Source organism: Microbacterium sp. 05T445 (genome assembly GCF_056395865.1).
The window spans coordinates 528,675-544,612 of the sequence record NZ_JBFTKJ010000001.1 but is presented as its reverse complement, the minus strand read 5'-3'; the positions used below and the strand labels follow the sequence as shown (position 1 = coordinate 544,612).

Annotated in this window: 16 protein-coding genes; 10 read left to right on the top strand and 6 right to left on the bottom strand. The window is 71.0% G+C overall.

Annotated elements, in window-relative coordinates:
* Positions 1-17: 17 nt before the first annotated feature.
* From AC1DDU_RS02590 to AC1DDU_RS02580, 3 genes are all read right to left on the bottom strand, one after another.
* Positions 18-920, bottom strand: coding sequence for a carbohydrate ABC transporter permease (locus AC1DDU_RS02590; RefSeq protein WP_477431063.1), 903 nt, complete (start codon positions 918-920; stop codon positions 18-20).
* Positions 917-1,822, bottom strand: a complete 906-nt coding sequence (locus tag AC1DDU_RS02585) for a carbohydrate ABC transporter permease (protein WP_477431062.1) — start codon at positions 1,820-1,822, stop codon at positions 917-919. Before AC1DDU_RS02585 ends, AC1DDU_RS02590 begins: the two co-directional genes overlap by 4 nt.
* 64 nt (positions 1,823-1,886) lie before the next feature.
* Positions 1,887-3,128: an ABC transporter substrate-binding protein gene (locus tag AC1DDU_RS02580; protein ID WP_477431061.1), complete on the bottom strand. Its 1,242-nt coding sequence runs from the start codon at positions 3,126-3,128 to the stop codon at positions 1,887-1,889.
* A gap of 204 nt (positions 3,129-3,332) precedes the next feature.
* Here AC1DDU_RS02580 and AC1DDU_RS02575 point away from each other — a divergent pair, with 204 nt between their 5' ends.
* From AC1DDU_RS02575 to AC1DDU_RS02535, 9 genes are all read left to right on the top strand, one after another.
* Positions 3,333-4,514, top strand: a complete 1,182-nt coding sequence (locus AC1DDU_RS02575; protein WP_477431060.1) for an ROK family protein — start codon at positions 3,333-3,335, stop codon at positions 4,512-4,514.
* Complete coding sequence (locus AC1DDU_RS02570) at positions 4,511-5,506, top strand: Gfo/Idh/MocA family protein (protein WP_477431059.1); 996 nt, start codon at positions 4,511-4,513, stop codon at positions 5,504-5,506. The genes AC1DDU_RS02575 and AC1DDU_RS02570 overlap by 4 nt, the downstream gene beginning before the upstream one ends.
* Complete coding sequence (locus AC1DDU_RS02565) at positions 5,503-6,528, top strand: Gfo/Idh/MocA family protein (RefSeq protein ID WP_477431058.1); 1,026 nt, start codon at positions 5,503-5,505, stop codon at positions 6,526-6,528. The genes AC1DDU_RS02570 and AC1DDU_RS02565 overlap by 4 nt, the downstream gene beginning before the upstream one ends.
* A gap of 33 nt (positions 6,529-6,561) precedes the next feature.
* Entirely contained in the window at positions 6,562-7,767 is a 1,206-nt protein-coding gene (locus tag AC1DDU_RS02560; protein ID WP_477431057.1) for an aminotransferase class III-fold pyridoxal phosphate-dependent enzyme, read from the top strand.
* On the top strand, positions 7,764-8,513 hold the full coding sequence (locus AC1DDU_RS02555; protein WP_477431056.1) for an amidohydrolase family protein: 750 nt from the start codon (positions 7,764-7,766) through the stop codon (positions 8,511-8,513). Before AC1DDU_RS02560 ends, AC1DDU_RS02555 begins: the two co-directional genes overlap by 4 nt.
* A complete protein-coding gene (locus AC1DDU_RS02550; RefSeq protein WP_477431055.1) occupies positions 8,510-9,319 on the top strand; it encodes an amidohydrolase family protein in 810 nt (269 codons plus the stop codon). The genes AC1DDU_RS02555 and AC1DDU_RS02550 overlap by 4 nt, the downstream gene beginning before the upstream one ends.
* Before the next feature lie 86 nt (positions 9,320-9,405).
* A complete protein-coding gene (locus AC1DDU_RS02545; protein WP_477431054.1) occupies positions 9,406-10,365 on the top strand; it encodes an NAD(P)-dependent alcohol dehydrogenase in 960 nt (319 codons plus the stop codon).
* A 109-nt stretch (positions 10,366-10,474) separates the two neighbouring features.
* On the top strand, positions 10,475-11,668 hold the full coding sequence (locus tag AC1DDU_RS02540; protein WP_477431053.1) for a serine hydrolase domain-containing protein: 1,194 nt from the start codon (positions 10,475-10,477) through the stop codon (positions 11,666-11,668).
* A gap of 76 nt (positions 11,669-11,744) precedes the next feature.
* Entirely contained in the window at positions 11,745-13,016 is a 1,272-nt protein-coding gene (locus tag AC1DDU_RS02535; protein WP_477431052.1) for an HNH endonuclease signature motif containing protein, read from the top strand.
* A gap of 72 nt (positions 13,017-13,088) precedes the next feature.
* On the opposite strand, the gene AC1DDU_RS02530 is transcribed toward AC1DDU_RS02535, so the two are convergent.
* Positions 13,089-14,108: a serine hydrolase domain-containing protein gene (locus AC1DDU_RS02530; protein WP_477431051.1), complete on the bottom strand. Its 1,020-nt coding sequence runs from the start codon at positions 14,106-14,108 to the stop codon at positions 13,089-13,091.
* 121 nt (positions 14,109-14,229) lie between these two features.
* Between AC1DDU_RS02530 and AC1DDU_RS02525 the strand changes: the two genes are divergently transcribed.
* Positions 14,230-14,574 (top strand): DUF2200 domain-containing protein, encoded by a 345-nt coding sequence (locus AC1DDU_RS02525; RefSeq protein ID WP_477431050.1) that lies wholly within the window; start codon positions 14,230-14,232, stop codon positions 14,572-14,574.
* On the opposite strand, the gene AC1DDU_RS02520 is transcribed toward AC1DDU_RS02525, so the two are convergent.
* Both AC1DDU_RS02520 and AC1DDU_RS02515 read right to left on the bottom strand, forming a co-directional pair.
* Positions 14,505-15,368 (bottom strand): FAD:protein FMN transferase, encoded by an 864-nt coding sequence (locus AC1DDU_RS02520; RefSeq protein ID WP_477431049.1) that lies wholly within the window; start codon positions 15,366-15,368, stop codon positions 14,505-14,507. The two genes, AC1DDU_RS02525 and AC1DDU_RS02520, sit on opposite strands and share 70 nt — an antisense overlap.
* Complete coding sequence (locus AC1DDU_RS02515) at positions 15,365-15,934, bottom strand: FMN-binding protein (protein WP_477431048.1); 570 nt, start codon at positions 15,932-15,934, stop codon at positions 15,365-15,367. The genes AC1DDU_RS02520 and AC1DDU_RS02515 overlap by 4 nt, the downstream gene beginning before the upstream one ends.
* Positions 15,935-15,938: the final 4 nt, after the last annotated feature.

Sequence of the window (15,938 nt, the reverse complement as noted above, 5' to 3'; positions counted from 1 at the left end):
GTGATGGGGGCCACGGTTCAGCCCTTGATGCCGGTGCCCGTCACGCCCTCCTGCACGTACCGCTGGGCGATGAGGTACGCGAAGAAGATGGGCGCGAGGGCGACGACGGAGCCGGCGAGCATCGTGCTCAGCGGCACGTTCTGCTGCTGCAGCGACGAGATGCCGACGGTCAGGGTGAACATGGCGTTGGACTTGGCGATGATCAGGGGCCACAGGAAGTCGTTCCAGTGCCACAGGAAGACGAAGATGCCGAGGGTGGCGAGGATCGGCTTGCACAGCGGCAGCACGAGCTGCAGGAAGATGCGGAACTCTCCCGCACCGTCGATGCGCGCGGCCTCGAACAGCTCGTCGGGCAGGTTCTGGATGAACTGGCGCATCAGGAAGACGGCCTGGGCGTTCGCGAGCGTCGGCAGGATGAGGCCCCAATAGGTGTCGACGCCGCCGATGCCCGCCATGAGGATGAACATCGGGATCAGCGTGACGTGGAACGGCACCATCACCATGGCCAGGAACGACCAGAACATGACCTCCTTGCCGGCGAAGCGCTTCTTGGCGAAGGCGTATCCGGCCAGGGCCGACAGGAACAGCACCGCGACGACCGACACCAGCGAGTAGATCAGGGTGTTGCCGAGCCAGCCGAGGATGTTCTGCCCCGACAGCACCTGCTCGTAGGAGTCGAACGAGATGTCCTGCCATGGCAGCAGCGAGCCGGGAAGCTCGACGACCTGCCCGGGCTTCAGGCTCAGCACGATCATCGCGTAGAACGGGAAGAAGGCGAGGATGCCGGCCAGGCTCAGCCAGATCCAGCGGACGACGATGCCGAACCGCGTCGGCTCGAGAGCGCGGAAGGAACGGTTGCGGGGCTCGGAAGTGCGCGTGGGCGCCTGCGGGGCGGCCTTCGGCTGCGTCAGGGTCGTCATTTCTGCCTTCCGATCACGAGACGCTGAATGAGGGCGACGACGAGCGTCATGACGAAGAGAGCGACGCCGATGGCGGCCGCATAGCCGTAGTCGAAGTACTTGAAGCCCTGGTCGTAGAGCATGTAGACGAGCGAGTAGCTCGCGTTGGCAGGGCCTCCCTGCGTCATCACGTAGATCACGTCGAAGACCTGGAACGCGGCCGTCGTCTCGATCACGGCGAGGAAGAACACCGTCGGCTTGAGGTACGGCAGGATGATCGACCGGAACCGCTGCCAGGAGTTCGCGCCGTCCATGAGCGCGGCCTCTTCGAGCTCGCGGGGGATGTCCTGCATCGCGGCGATCATGATCATCATCCCGTAGCCGAATCGCGACCAGACGCCGACGATGACGATCGCGGGGATCACCAGCACGGTGCTCCCGAGCCACGAACCGCCCAGGCCCAGCGGAGCCATGAGCTGCGACCACGGGCCGTTGCCCGAGAAGATCCACACGAAGATCGCCCCGGCCAGCACCAGCGACGTGATCACGGGCAGGAAGAAGAGCGAGCGGAAGAACCGCGCGCCGCGGAACGCCCGCCTCACGCCGAGCGCCATCGCCGTCGACAGGACGAGCGAGATCGGCACCGCGAAGATCGTGTAGATGAGCGTCGTGCCCAGCGCCCGCCAGAAGAGCGGGTCGGCGAGCATGCGCTGGAAGTTCTCGAGCCCCCGCCACGCGATCTCGCCGGAGATGTCGTAGTCGAAGAAGCTCAGCGCGACGCCGGCGATGGTGGGGCCGAAGCGGAACGCGATGAACAGCAGGAAGGCCGGCAGCACGAAGAGGAACGCCACGCGCGCTTCGCGCCGGGCCAGCACTCGCGCCACGCCGCTCTTCGGCCGCTGTGCCGATGTCGCCGTCGTCATTTTCATTGCACCTCGGGTCATGGTGAGGGGGCGCACGGACGCGCCGTGCGCCCCCTCAGCCGTGCTACTTGTTCAGGAGCGGTGCGGCGGCATCCGCTGCGGAGGACAGCGCGTCGGCCGGGGACTTCTGCCCGAGCAGCGCTGCCTGGATCTCGGGCGAGAGCACGCCCATCAGTGCGCGCGAGCTCGTCGCGAGCTGGCCGACCGTGGCGTTGGGCACGTACTTCTCGACCTCGCCCAGCAGCGGGTCGTCGGCGTAGAGCGGCTCGGTGTCGCTCAGGGCGGAGAAGAACCCGGATGCCAGCAGGTAGGGCCGGGCGACGTCGGCGCCGGTGGCGTACTCGGCGAACTCGGCGGCAGCCTGCTGCGCCTTGGAGCCCTTGAGCACCGAGAGCGAGCCGACCGTGCCGTAGGCGACGGACTCCTTCTCGGTCAGCGGCGGGAGGACCTTGACGTTCTCGGCGCCCCAGAACGGCTCGACCTCGGGGACGGCGTTGCTCCACGTGCAGCCCACCTTGCCCTGGGCGACCGCGGTCTGCTCGATCGGCACGTTGGTGGTGATGGCCTCCGGGTCGAGCGCCTTCGCCTCGGCGAGCTCGGTGATGAACGACAGGGCGGCCTCGCCCTCGGGGCTGTCGAATCCGACGTCGCCGTCCTTCGTGTACACCTCGCCGCCGGCCTGCCAGAGCAGCGGGTAGTAGGTGAGGTTGAGCGTGTTCTCGGGCGATGCCGGGTAGTTGAGGACGTACATGCCCTTCTCGGCGAACTTCGGTGCGATCTCGCGCACGTCCTCCCACGTCTCCGGGAACTCCGTCACGCCCGCGGCGTCGAAGGCGGCCGCATTGCACAGCAGCGGCATGGCGCTCGTGAGGATCGGCGCGCCGAGGATGTCGCCGTCGATCGTGACCGACTTCTTGACGTTGGGGAGGAGCTCCTCCTGGCGGTCCTTGCTGAGGAGGTCGTTCAGGGGCTGGATGGACTTCTGGTAGGCGGCGAGCTGATCGGGGATCAGGTAGACGAGGTCCGGGCCCTTGCCGGCGGCGATGGCGGTCTGCAGCGCCTCGTCCCGATTGGCCCAGGGGTAGATCTCGTAGTCGACCGTGATGTCGTCGTGCTCCTTCTCGAACGCCGCGATCGTGTCGTCCCAGAACTGCTTGTGGGTCGCCTCGTCGGCGATGACGGGGTAGAGCCAGACGGTGACCTTCTGTTCGCCCGCGGCCTGGCCGCCGGTGCCGGCGGAACAGCCCGCCAGGAGAGCGATGGTGGCGACGCCTGCGGCGAGGCCGGTGAACTTGCTGACGCGCATGGTGCTCCTTTGCTGAAACCGTGCAGGGGGTCGACGCTTATTATGACACTGCGATGTGATAATTAGTCAAGTGCGGATTCCCGTGAGCCCTTCAAGTCGCAACCTGCAAACGGTTGCTGGGCGCGGGATCGGCCCATCACTATTCCGTGAACACGCTGTGCTATTTTGATCGCACCCACGGCGAAGACGACGAGAGGAGGCGCGATGTCGAACCCGGTGCAGACCCCGATCGTCGCGCGCACCGCCCAGCAGCTGCGTGACGGCGGTCCGGCCACGGTCAACGACCTCGCCATCACCCTCGGCCTGTCGCGCACATCGGTCGAGAACGCCGTCGCCGTCCTCGGCGACACCGGCCTGATCGTCGAAGCCACGGCCGCGGTCGGCCGCGGCGCCGGACGCCCCGCGCGCCGGTACGTCTTCGACGTCGATGCCGGCGCGGTCGTGGGCGTCGACATCGGCGCCGCCAGCATCCGCGTGGTGATCGCCGATCTCGGCGGCAACGTGCTGACGCAGCAGACCTTCGCCGGTGTCGCCGAGGAACGCGACGGCGCGTCGAAGCTCGCCGCCGTGATCGCCGACGTCCACCGGGCGCTCGGCGACGCGGGCCTCGCCGTCTCGCGCATCCGGGCGATCGGCGTGGCGCTGCCGGGCATCGTCGACGACGCCGGGAGGGTCACCGCCTCGGTGGTCATCCCCGACTGGTCGGGCATCGACATCGGCTCGCACATCCGCCAGGCTTTCGGGTGTCCTGTCGCCGTCGACAACGGCGTGCGGCTGGCCGCCGTGGCCGAGCACCATCTGGGCGTCGCGCAGCTCGTCGACGACGTGCTGTACCTGTCGGTCGGCAACCGCATCGCGATGGGGCTGATCCTCGGAGGACGGCCGAGGCGCGGCATCCACAATGCCGCCGGCGACATCGGCCGGCTCGCCTTCCGCGGGATCGACACCGAGACCGGCCAGATCACCTGGCGCGCGGGCGACACCGCCGCCGACGTGTTCGGGCGCGCCCGCGGCGGCGACGCGGCCGCCGCGGCCGAGATCGACGCGTTCGTGACAGAGCTCGCGCACGGCATCGCGACGCTCGTGCTCACGGTGGACCCGGCGATGATCGTGATCGGCGGGGGACTGTCCGCCGCCCACGGCCAGCTGCTCGACCCGCTCCGGGAGCGGCTGCAGCGCTTCATCGGGCTTCCCTTCCAGGTGCCGATCGCAGAGGCGCGTCTGGGAGCGGATGCCGCCGCCCACGGCGCCCTCGTCCACGCGTTCCGCCGGCACGCCACCGCCGTCTACGGGATCGAGGGCCTTCCCGTGCCCTCGGTCACGCCGCTGCCCATGGATGGATCGGTGCCGAGCGCCGATCCCCGACTCATCGAGGAGAGACTGTGACCGAACTGCGGGTCGGCCTCATCGGCGCCGGAGGGATCTCGCGGGTCCATGCGGACGCCTGGCGTGAACTCGGCGTCGACGGCTATGTGACGTCGTTCGACGGCGCGGCGGAGATCGCCGCCGAGTACGGCTTCCGCGAGGTGGCCGACGTCGACGAGCTCCTCGAGCTGGTCGACCTCGTCGACATCGTCACCCCGAGCGGCACGCACGCAGACCTCGCGCTGCGGGCGATCGCCCGCGGCAGGCACGTGGTGTGCGAGAAGCCGCTCGCGCCGAGCGCCGAGGATGCCGCCCGCGTCGTGCGCGCCGCCGAAGAGGCGGGCGTGCGACTGTTCCCGGCCCATGTGGTCCGCTACTTCGGCGAGTACGAGCGCATCAAGCGCGCCGTCGACGCGGGCCGCCTCGGCGAGCTCGCGGTGCAGCGCTTCAGTCGTGCCGGGTCCGCCCCGGCGAGGTCGTGGTTCTTCCGCGAGAGCACCGGGGGCGGTCTCATCCGCGACCTCATGATCCACGACATCGACCAGGCGATCTGGTTCGCGGGGCCGGTGGCCTCGGTGTACGCGGTGCAGAACCCGCCGACCGTCGACGACCTCGTCGTGCCGCCGGTCACGTCCCACGTGGTGCTGACCCACCGCAGCGGCGTGATCAGCCACCTGCACGCCAGCTGGGTCGCGCCCGGGATGCCGTTCCGCACGAGTGYGGAGGTCTCCGGGTCGGCCGGGCGCATGCGATACGACAGCGCGGAGGACCGGGTCAGCCGCACCGACGCCGTGGCGGCGGACGGCCCGAGCGACTACCTGCCGCCGATGTCGCCGCAGGACAGCCCCTACTACCTCGAGATCGCCGACTTCGTCGCCGCGCTCGCGTCGGGCGGTGAAGCGCGCATCTCGCCGCGCGAGGGCGTCGAGGCCGTCGCCGTCGCCGAAGCCGCGTACGCCTCGATCGCGGCGGGCGCATCCATCGCACTCGAGATCCTGGAGCCCGTCCGATGACCGCCGTCACCCCGCTGCGCATCGCGGTGCTGTCGTTCGCCCACACTCACGCCCTCAGCTACGTCAACGCGCTGCAGTCGATGCCGGGCGTCGAGCTGATCGCCGCCGACCCCGACGGCGCCGCCGCGCCGGATGCCGCGCCGCGCGGCGCGGCGCTCGCCGCAGAGCTGGGCGTCGACTACGTCGACACGTACGACGAGGCGTTCGCGTGGCGGCCCGACGCCGTCGTGATCGCCGCCGAGAACGCCCGTCACCGCGCGCTGGTGGAGCGGGCCGCCGCGGAAGGCGCGCACGTGCTGTGCGAGAAGCCTCTCGCGACGTCGGTGGAGGATGCCGAGGCCATGCGCGACGCGTGCGAACGGGCCGGCGTGCTCCTCATGGTGGCCTACCCCGTGCGCTTCGCGCCGTCGTTCCGTGATGCGCTGGCGCAATTGCGCAGCGGACGGCTCGGCCGCGTGCTCGGAGTCGTCGGCGCCAACAACGGCAAGCTGCCGCAGGATCGCGCGTGGTTCACCGACCCGGCGCTCGCCGGCGGCGGGGCGCTCGTGGACCACGTCGTGCACTGCGCCGATCTGCTCGACGAGCTGCTGGGCGAGCGGCCCCGCTCGGTGCGGGCCGTCTCGAACGGCACGCTGTACGCCGACCGCGGCCTCGCGGTCGAGACCGGCGGCCTGGTGACGCTGCAATACCCCAGCGGGGTGATCGCGAGCATCGACTGCTCGTGGAGCTGGCCGGTCTCGTCGCCGACATGGGGCGGGCTGACCCTGCAGGTCGTCGCCGAGCACGGCACGGTGACGGTCAGCCCGTTCGCACAGGGTGTCGCGGGCCACGACGCGCTCGGCGAGACGTGGGACCCGGTGGGCGCCGACCTCGACGGGCTGCTCCTCGCCGAGTTCCTCTCGGCCGTCCGCGAGGGACGCCGCCCCCAGCCTGATGCCGGCGTCGGGGTGCGCACCGTCGAGATCGTGAAGGCCGCGCAGGCGTCGGCCGAACGCGGCGGCGACGTCGTCGTGCTGGCCTGACGCGGAACCGTCGACGACGAGAGGGCAGTCCCCATGACCGAGAGCTGGCGGCAGCGCGCCCTGGCCGTGATGCCGGTGGGCTCCAGCACCAACTCGAAGGCGCCGGCGCTCCTGCCCGACGAACCGGAGGTGATCGTCCGTGGTCGTGGCGGGCGCGTGTGGGACGACCGGGGCCGGGAGTTCATCGACTTCCGGTGCGCGCTCGGCCCCGTCACCCTCGGCTACGCCGACCCGCGCGTGGACGCGGCGATCCGCGCGCAGCTCGACGACGGCATCCTGTTCGGCCACCCGCATCCCTTGGAGACGACGACCGCCGAGCTGTTCTGCTCGCTCGTTCCCGGCGCGGAGGGCGCCCGGTTCCTGAAGACCGGCGGCGAGGCGCTGGCGGCGGTCATCCGCATCGCCCGCGCGCACACCGGGCGCGACCGCATCGTGCAGATCGGCTACAACGGGTGGCTGAACTCGCTGGCCCCGGGCGCCCGCGTGCTGCCCGGTGCGACCTCCGCTGCCGCTGTCCCGGGGGTGCCGGCGGCGCTCGCCGCGCTCCATCATGCCGTCGACTGGGACGACCGCGCGGCCCTCGAGCGGCTCTTCGCCGATCGCGGCTCCGAGATCGCGCTGATCCTGGTCGCGGCCGACTATCCGTCCGTCCCCGACGCCGCCGGGTTCTACGCGTTCCTGCGGGGGCTCGCCGACCGGCACGGCGCCCTGCTCGCGTACGACGAGATGGTCACCGGGTTCCGGGTCGCGCTCGGCGGCATGGCCGAGGCCACCGGCATCCTTCCCGACCTCGCGGTGTACGGCAAAGGAGTCGCCAACGGGATGCCGCTGTCGGTGTACTGCGGTCGCCGTGAGGTGCTCGGGGTGCTCGACCGTGGCGAGGTCGTGGTCACCTCGACGTACGGCGGCGAGACGCTGTCGCTGGCCGCGGCCTCGGCGACCATGGCGATCATGCGGGACGAGGGCGTCCCCGCGCGGCTGCGCCAGCTCGGAGGGCGCCTGCAGGACGGGCTGAACGCGCTGTTCGAGCGGGCGGGGGTCGCCGTGCGCCTAGAGGGGCATCCGACCTGCCCGCAGCTCGTCGGCGATCCCGCACTGATCGAGCGGTTCCTGCGCGCGGCGTTCGCGTGCGGGGTGTCGTTCTACCGGGTCGCCTACGTGAACGCGGGGCACACGGATGCCGACATCGCCGACGCGCTGCGCCGCTGCGCGCTCGCGCTGGAGGACGCCGGGCGATGACGGTGATCGACGCGCACACGCACCTCGACGACGGCCGGTTCGATCCCCGGGTGCTCGAGCTCGGCGACGAACTGGGCATCGACCTGTTCCTGTGCACCGACATCGGCGCGTTCGTCGCGCACCCCGGCCTCGACGAGGTGCGCGAGATGAACCGCACGCTGGTGCGGGAGCTGCGACGTCATCCGGATCGGCTCCGCGGCTACTGCTACGTCAATCCCCGGTTCGGCGCGGCCACCATGGACGATCTGCGCCGCAACGTCGAGGACCACGGGATGATCGGCGTCAAGCTCTGGATCGCGACGCTCGCCGACGATCCACTGTGCGACCCGATCCTGGAGTACGCCGCACGGCGACGGCTGATCGTGCTCGCGCACGCGTGGCGCAAGACGGTGGGGCGCTTCCCGTACGAGTCGACGGCGGAGCACATCGCCCGGGCCGCGGCGCGGCATCCCGACGTCCGATTCGTCATGGCGCACCTCGGCGGACAGCCGGAGTCGGCGATCGACACCGTCCGGCCGTACCCCAACATCGCCGTCGACACCTCCGGGACGATCATCGGGACGGGTGAGGTCGCGCTCGCCGTAGACCGGCTCGGCGCCGATCGCGTGGTGTTCGGGTCGGACCTGCACCACGTGGATCTGGCGGCCAACGTGGGCAAGGTCCTCGGGGCGGGCCTGGGAGCGGATGCCGAGCGACGCGTGTTCGGCGCCAACATGGCGCGCTGGCTCGCGGAGGTCGAGCGATGACGGCGCCCGCGCGCGAGCTGCTCGACGCCTTCGCAGGACTCGACGCGGTCGACACGACGTGCCATGTCGGTCAGTGGCCCTATCGGCTCACCGCGGGTGCGTCCTCCGACGACCTTCGTGCCTATGCGCAGCGGCACGGCCTGCGTGCGCTGTGGGTGTCGCACCTCGCGACGCTGACGGGGTTCGACACGCGCACCGGCAACGAGGCACTGCTGCGCGAGACCGGCGACGACCCGCTGTTCCGGCTCTTCGCCGTCCTCGATCCCGACGCCCCCGGGTGGCGGAGCGAGCTCGCCTGGGCGGTGGAGAGCGGGTTCGCGGGCATCCGGCTCGTCCCCGGCGACCACGGGACGACGCCCGAGCGGATGCTCCCGGTCCTCGAGGACGCGGCGGCATCCGGGATGCCGGTGCAGATCCTCGTGCGCCTCGACGACGCCCGGGTGCGGCATCCGCGCTCCCCGGCGCGCGACGTCCCGCTGCACGAGCTCGCCGACGTGGTGCGCGCCGCGCCGGTGCACCCGCTCGTGCTGAGTGGACTGAACCGGGCCGACTGGTCGGAGCTGAGCAGGCATCTCGGCGACGACGTCCCCGGTCACGTGCTGATGGATCTCTGGCATGTGAACGGGCCGACGTTCGTCGCCGACCGCTGGGGCGACGACCCGGGGCGATGGGTGTTCGGCAGCGGCTTCCCGGTGCAGACCCCGGAGGCCACGATGCTGCAGCTCATGGTCGCGAAGCTCGACGACGAGCCGCGCCGACGCATCACCGGCGGGAACGCCGCCGCGATCCTGCCGCGTCGCGGCTGACGTGCGCGGCCCTCGCTCGGGTGTCCGAGGCGGCGGCGGGCAGCAGGCCCGTTGTGCGCGGGGGAGGCGCCGCGCACGATGGAGGCATGCGCGCGGTCGTCTACGAACGGTACGGCACACCCGACGAGCTCGAACTGCGTGAGGTGCCCCGCCCGGTGCCGGGCGCGGGCGAGGTGCTCGTGGAGGTGGTCGCCACCTCGGTGAACCTCTCGGACTGGGAGGGGCTGCACGGCAGCCCGGCCTACGCACGGCTGGGTGGCCTGCGCCGCCCGCGGCGCACGATCCTCGGCTCCGACATCGCGGGCAGGGTCGTCGCCGTCGGCGCGGGAGCCGACGGGTTCGCCGTCGGCGACGAGGTGTTCGCCGACACCATGCCGCGCTACGGCGGGTTCGCCGAGTTCGTGTCGGTCCCCGTGCCGGCGCTGGCGATCAAGCCTCCGCAGCTCTCGTTCGCCGAGGCATCCGCTCTCCCTCAGGCCGCGGCCATCGCGACGCACGCCGTCGCGCTGGCCGAACCCGGCATGCGGATGCTTCTCAACGGCGCGGGCGGCGGCTCGGGGAGCCTCGCCGTCCAGCTCGCGGTCGCGCGCGGCGTGCGTGTCACCGCGGTCGACAACGCCGGCAAGCTCGACTTCCTCCGGAGGCTGGGAGCGGAGGAGGTGATCGACTACCGCGCGGACGACTTCACCCGCCACGGCCCGTACGACGTCATCGTCGACCTCGTCGCGCAGCGTTCCGTGTTCGCCTATCGCCGCGCGCTCGCGCGGGGTGGGCGCTGCGTGATGGTGGGCGGAACGGTGCGCACCATGCTGCGGATGCTGACCGTGGGAGCGGTCGCGGGGGCGCTGACCGGCCGGCGACTGGGACTGCTCATCGTGCATCCGGGGCCGACCGCGTTCGTCCCCGTCGCGGAGGCGTGCGTGCGCGGCGAGGTCGACGTGCACATCGACCGTGTCTTCCCGCTCGAGGAGGTGCCGCGGGCGCTCGCCTGGCACGGCGAGGGCAGAGCCCTGGGCAAGGTGGTGGTGGCCGTCCGAGACGGCTGAGCGAGGATGCCGCCGCCCGGCGCGGGTCTTGCCGTCACCCTGGTAGGCACGACAGGCTGGCCGGACGCGGCGCGCACGCGTCGCATCGTCGACATCGGGGGGATGAGCGATGAGCGGACACACGTCAGCGGCCGCGCGCGGCGCGCGCACCCTGGTCGGGATCACCGCGATGGGGGTCGTGGCCCTGCTGCTCGGGTCGTGCGCCGCCTCACCGCCTCCCGCGGAGCCGTCCGCGACCGCACCCGCGCCGGCGGTGATCCGTCCGGCAGCGCCGGAGGGCGATCTGCCGGAGGCGCTGCAAGCCCTGCTGCAGCAGACGCTCGAGTCGACCATGGCCGAATACGGCGTGCCCGGCACGGCCGTCGGCGTCTGGGTGCCCGGGCAAGGGTCGTGGACGAGTGCGGCGGGCGTCGCCGACATCGACGGCGATGTCCCGGTGACCACCGAAATGCAGTGGCCGCTGCGGAGCATCACCAAGTCCTACACCGTCACCGTGCTCCTCCAACTCGTCGACGAGGGGAAGCTGAGCCTCGACGACACGATCGACGCCTATGTCGACGACGTCACGGATGGCGACCGGATCACGCTGCGTCAGCTCGCCGACATGTCCAGCGGCAACGCGGACTACACGAATCAGGCGTTCGTCGACGCGTTCTCCGCCGATCCGGAGCGGATCTTCACCCTCGACGAGCTCAACGGCTTCATGCTCGGCGAGCCGGCGCAGTTCGACCCCGGCACGCGCAAGGTGTACACCAACGCCAACACCAACCTGCTCGGGGCCGCCATCGAGTCGGTCACGGGGGAGTCGTTCGCCGACGTGCTGGCCGAGCGGATCCTCGAGCCGCTGGGTCAAGACGGCACGCGCTACATCGTGGATGCCGCCAGGTGGACGACCCCGCACCCGGTCGGCTACGCGCCGGCCGAGGGCGGGATGGAGCCCCAGCCCGACAACATGTCGGTGTTCGGTCCCGCCGGGTCGATGATCTCCAGCCTGGACGACGCACGCGTGTGGGGCGAGACGCTCGCGACCGGGGCGCTGCTGGAGCCTGCGACCCAGGCCGAGCGCCTGCAGGGCGCGCCCCTGGAAGTGGGGCCGCCCTACGACCAGTACGCGCTCGGCATCGGCGAGACCGGTGGCTGGTGGGGGCACAACGGCGAGGGCTTCGGATTCACCGCCGCGGTGTTCCACAACCCTGAGTCGGGCGCGACGATCGCGGTCTTCATGAACGCGTCGAACCTGGAGCCGAAGGTGCATCCCGCGGATCAGTTGTTCCGGCGCTTGTCGGAGGTGCTCGCCGGGTAGATCCGTACCAGGGTTCGTCACAGAGAGGGCTCACGAGAGTCGTCTAAATGTCCGAACCCCTCGTTAGTCTCGAGGCATGTTCTTCGATCCTGAGATCCCGGAGGTGCCGATCCCGGACGCCCTCGATCTCGTGGTCGAGGTCGACGGCATGATGGCGATCCTCGCCGCGCAGCGGCTCGAACGTCTCGACGGACTGCGGCGTGAGGCGCTTGCCGACGCGGAGCGCCACGGCCGCGTGCTGACCGACGTCGTCGAGCGCGGCATCCGGCTCGAGGTCGCTGCCGCCCTGCGGATCACCGAGCACGCCGCGGGCGAGATGATCCGGCTGGCGGATGCCGTCGTCCAGCGGTATCCGCAGGTGCTGGACTCGCTGGAGCGGGCTCGCATGACCGAGCGGCACGCCGAGACCCTCGTGACCGCGATCGACGCGGTCGAACCCGAGCTGCGGCCGGCGCTCGTGCAGCAGGCGATCGCGCTCGCCGAAGCGCAGCCGGTGGGCGCGTTCCGGCGGCAGCTGCGCAGGCTCGTCGACGCGGCGCGCGCGGTGACCCTCGCCGAACGCCACCAGGAGGCCGTGGCCACGCGGCGTACCGCCGTCGAGTCCGCCGATGACGGTATGGCCTGGCTGCACCTGTACATCCCGGCGGTCGAGGCCTTCGCGATCCACGCGAGGTCCACGGCGATGGCGAAGGCCATCGTCGCCCACCCCGAAGAACAGCGCACGCTCGACCAGGTGCGTGCCGACGTGATCTGCGACCTGCTGATCGACGGCGACACGGCCTCGGTGGCCGCCGAGGCGCGCGGCATCCGCGCCACGGTGACCGTCACGGTCCCGGTGCTGGCATTGACCGGGCGCGGTGAGTCCGAACGCGCCGCTGCGGGCCTGGCCCCCGCCGTCGTCGAGGGCATCGGGCCGATCCCGATCGAGCGCGCGAGAGAGCTGGCAGGAGGGGCGGACGCGTGGATGCGGGTGCTGACACACCCCGAGACCGGCGCGGTGCTCTCGGTCGGTCGCGATCGGTACCGGCCGCCGCCCGAGCTGCGGCGACTGGTGCGGTGGCGTGCCGACCGATGTATGGGCCCGGGGTGCGGGATGCCGGCCTCCCGGTGCGAGATCGACCACACCATCGCCTGGGAGCACGGCGGCGCGACATCGATAGACAACCTCGCGCCGCTGTGCAAGGGCCACCACCTGGTGAAGCACCACGGCGGGTGGGAGGTGTCGCATATTCCCGGGAGCGGGGGAGCCCTCGAGTGGACATCGCCGGCGGGGCGCCGATACGTCGTCGAGCCCGAGCGCCGGGTGCCCGTGTTCCGTTCCGCTTCCGAGCCGGATGCTCCGTTCTGAGCGCGGCCCGGTCTGCGCCGGGCACGGGCACGGGCACCGCTAGGCGCCGGGCACGGCGTGGGCGCGACCGGCCTACGAAGTCGACACCGCCTCGTCGATCGCGTCGGCGACCACGCGGACGACGGGCCATCCGCCCTCCGAGCTGTTGCCGAGGATGCTCGCCGTCGTTGCCGACGCCGGTAGGTGAGTGGAGCGGAACGACACCCCGGCGTCGTAGCCCTCGACGATGGCGACATCCGCGAAACGATGCAGCCACACGCCCATGCCGTATCGCTTGTGCTCGCTCGGCACGTCGAAGCGCGGACGCGTCATCTCCTCGACGGTCTCAGGGGAGACGATCCGGCCGTCGAAGAACGCCTGCCAGAACCGGTGGAGGTCGCCGGCCGTCGTGAACGCACCGCCGTCGCCGTTGCCGCGCACCGGCAGGTGCAGCGTGTTGGTGCGGTCGCCCTCGTCGAAGAGGTAGCCCGTGGCTGCCGTTCCCGGAAGCTCGTCCATACGCGGGAAGCCGGTGTGCTCGAGCCCCGCGGGTTCGAGCACCAGTGCATGCACGACGTCGTGGAACGTGCGGCCGGTGATCCGCTCGAGCAGGATCGCGAGCACGATGTACCCGCCGTTGCAGTACGAGAACCGCTCTCCGGGCGGGTACTTCTGCGGGAACCCGTCCACGATGGGCACGAACGCCTCGGCACTCGTGAGCGTGTGCACCGGGACGCCGAGCACGAAATCGGATGCCTCCCACTCGCCGTCCTCGTCGAGATAGTCACCGATCCCCGAGGTGTGGGTGAGCAGGTGCTCGACGGTGACCGCGTCGTCGATGAGCGGCAGGTCGCCCCCGAGGATTTCGCGGACCCGACCATCCAGTCGGAGATCACCCGCCTCGACCAGACGCATCACGGCCAGCGCCGTGAAGGTCTTGCTTCCGCTGGCCACGCCGAACTCGGTCTCCGGATGATTGGGCACCTCGTATCCGCGATGCGCGAAGCCGTACGCCCGCTCGAACACCCGGGTTCCGGCCACGTCGACGGCCACGACCCCGGTGAACGATCCCTTCTTCGCGGCCGCGGCGACGGCGGCGGCATCCACGTCCATGGTGTCCTCCTGATCGGTGGCGCGCCCTCGCCCCCAGTCAACCACCGGACCCGCGCTCCGTGTTGGCCATGCGGGCAGCGAGGCCGCTGACGCGCACGCCGTCAGGTATTAGCCTGGGCTTATGCACCGGATCTTCTCGATGAGCGTCGCCTCCGTGTATCCGCTCTACGTCACGAAGGTGGAGAAGAAGGGGCGCACCGCCGAAGAGCTCGACGAGGTCATCGAGTGGCTCACCGGCTTCGACGACGCCGAGCTGAAGCAGCACCTCGACGAGCACACGACGTTCGAGGACTTCTTCGCCGACGCCGACCTCAACCCGAACGCGTCGCTCATCACCGGGATGATCTGCGGCATGCGTGTCGAGCAGATCGAAGACCCGCTGATGCAGAAGATCCGCTACCTCGACAAGCTCGTCGACGAGCTGGCGCGCGGCAGGGCGATGGAGAAGATCCTCCGCACCCCGTGAGACCGAGGAGCCGTCACCACGCCGACCTCGACACCGTCGATCCAGCGACGCACGGCGCCCCGCGCACCGACCACCAGCCCCGTGGTGTCGCCCGCCTTCGAGATCCACGACAGATCGTCGAATCCGGCGACGACCGCCGCCGTCGCCCAGACGTCGGCGTGGGCGAGGCTCGCGGCGACCACCGTCGCCGAGACGACATCGCCTGCGGCGCTCCCCGAACGGGGGTCGACGATGTGCGCGCCCCGCTCCGCCGCACCGGATGTCGCCACCGCACCGTCGCGCACGGGAACGGTCGCCAGCACGCGCGACCGGTCCCGGGGGTCTGCGATCGCCACGTTCCACCTCCAGTCCGCGCCCGTCGCTGTGCGCAGCTGCATGTCGCCGCCCGCATTGATCCCGACCGCGATCACCCCGCGCTCGTCGAGCAGCGGCGCGAGGTGGCTGCGCGCGACACGTTCAACGGCCCAGCCCTTGACGTAGCCGGTCGGGTCGAACCCTCCCGCCCACCGCGCGGTGAACAGGCCCGCCGTGTCGGCCTCGGCCCGCGCGCACGCCTGCGCGACCTCGCCGACCCACGGATCGGCATCCGCCATCGACAGCTCGCCGCGCGCGATCCTGCGGATGTCGGAATCCTGCCGGTAGGTCGAGAACACCCGATCGACGCGGCGCAGCTCGTCGAAGCACGCGGCGATCGCCGCATCGTGTGCGGGGTCGCGTGCACCGCCCACCACATGCACGCTCACCGCAGTGCCCATGATCTCGGCCACCTCGACGTGCCGCGGAGGCCGGATCATGCGTGGGCCTGGTCGATCGCGCTCTGCAACGACGACAGGTAGCCCTGGCTCGTGTACGTCGCCCCCGACACCATGTCGATGTCGGCGGACTGCGCGGCGGTCGTCTCCGACGCGAGCAAGGGCAGCGCCCGCTCGTTGATCTGCCGGTCGCGCGGGTTGCTGGACGGGTACTCGGGCACCTGCACATCCGTGATGCGGCCGCCCGACACCGTGATCCGCACCTGCAGCGGACCGAATCGGGTGTTCACCGCGGACCCGGTGAAGGTCCCGTCGGCCAGTGCGGATGAGCCGGATGCCGCAGCCGAACCGGTGCCGCCCGCCGAACCCGTGCCGGTGCCGCCCGCCGCACCCGTGCCGGAGCTGCCCGTGTCGGTCGAGGTGCCGGTGTCGCTCGAGTCGGTCGAGGTGCCGGTGTCCCCGGACGTGCCCGTGGTGCCCTGGGACCCGGTCGCCGACGTGTCCACCGCCGGCGGCTGGGCGACCGTGTCGACATGCGAGGTGCGATAGCTCAGCAGCAGGACCAGCCCGCTCACCGTGGCGAGCACGGCGTAGACGATCTTCTTCATGACG

Bases quoted from the DNA above. Each gene is read 5' to 3' on its own strand.
- AC1DDU_RS02590 (WP_477431063.1), bottom strand. From the start codon at position 920: ATGACGACCCTGACGCAGCCGAAGGCCGCCCCGCAGGCGCCCACGCGC.
- AC1DDU_RS02585 (WP_477431062.1), bottom strand. From the start codon at position 1,822: ATGACGACGGCGACATCGGCACAGCGGCCGAAGAGCGGCGTGGCGCGA.
- AC1DDU_RS02580 (WP_477431061.1), bottom strand. From the start codon at position 3,128: ATGCGCGTCAGCAAGTTCACCGGCCTCGCCGCAGGCGTCGCCACCATC.
- AC1DDU_RS02575 (WP_477431060.1), top strand. From the start codon at position 3,333: ATGTCGAACCCGGTGCAGACCCCGATCGTCGCGCGCACCGCCCAGCAG.
- AC1DDU_RS02565 (WP_477431058.1), top strand. From the start codon at position 5,503: ATGACCGCCGTCACCCCGCTGCGCATCGCGGTGCTGTCGTTCGCCCAC.
- AC1DDU_RS02560 (WP_477431057.1), top strand. From the start codon at position 6,562: ATGACCGAGAGCTGGCGGCAGCGCGCCCTGGCCGTGATGCCGGTGGGC.
- AC1DDU_RS02555 (WP_477431056.1), top strand. From the start codon at position 7,764: ATGACGGTGATCGACGCGCACACGCACCTCGACGACGGCCGGTTCGAT.
- AC1DDU_RS02550 (WP_477431055.1), top strand. From the start codon at position 8,510: ATGACGGCGCCCGCGCGCGAGCTGCTCGACGCCTTCGCAGGACTCGAC.
- AC1DDU_RS02545 (WP_477431054.1), top strand. From the start codon at position 9,406: ATGCGCGCGGTCGTCTACGAACGGTACGGCACACCCGACGAGCTCGAA.
- AC1DDU_RS02540 (WP_477431053.1), top strand. From the start codon at position 10,475: ATGAGCGGACACACGTCAGCGGCCGCGCGCGGCGCGCGCACCCTGGTC.
- AC1DDU_RS02535 (WP_477431052.1), top strand. From the start codon at position 11,745: ATGTTCTTCGATCCTGAGATCCCGGAGGTGCCGATCCCGGACGCCCTC.
- AC1DDU_RS02530 (WP_477431051.1), bottom strand. From the start codon at position 14,108: ATGGACGTGGATGCCGCCGCCGTCGCCGCGGCCGCGAAGAAGGGATCG.
- AC1DDU_RS02525 (WP_477431050.1), top strand. From the start codon at position 14,230: ATGCACCGGATCTTCTCGATGAGCGTCGCCTCCGTGTATCCGCTCTAC.
- AC1DDU_RS02520 (WP_477431049.1), bottom strand. From the start codon at position 15,368: ATGATCCGGCCTCCGCGGCACGTCGAGGTGGCCGAGATCATGGGCACT.
- AC1DDU_RS02515 (WP_477431048.1), bottom strand. From the start codon at position 15,934: ATGAAGAAGATCGTCTACGCCGTGCTCGCCACGGTGAGCGGGCTGGTC.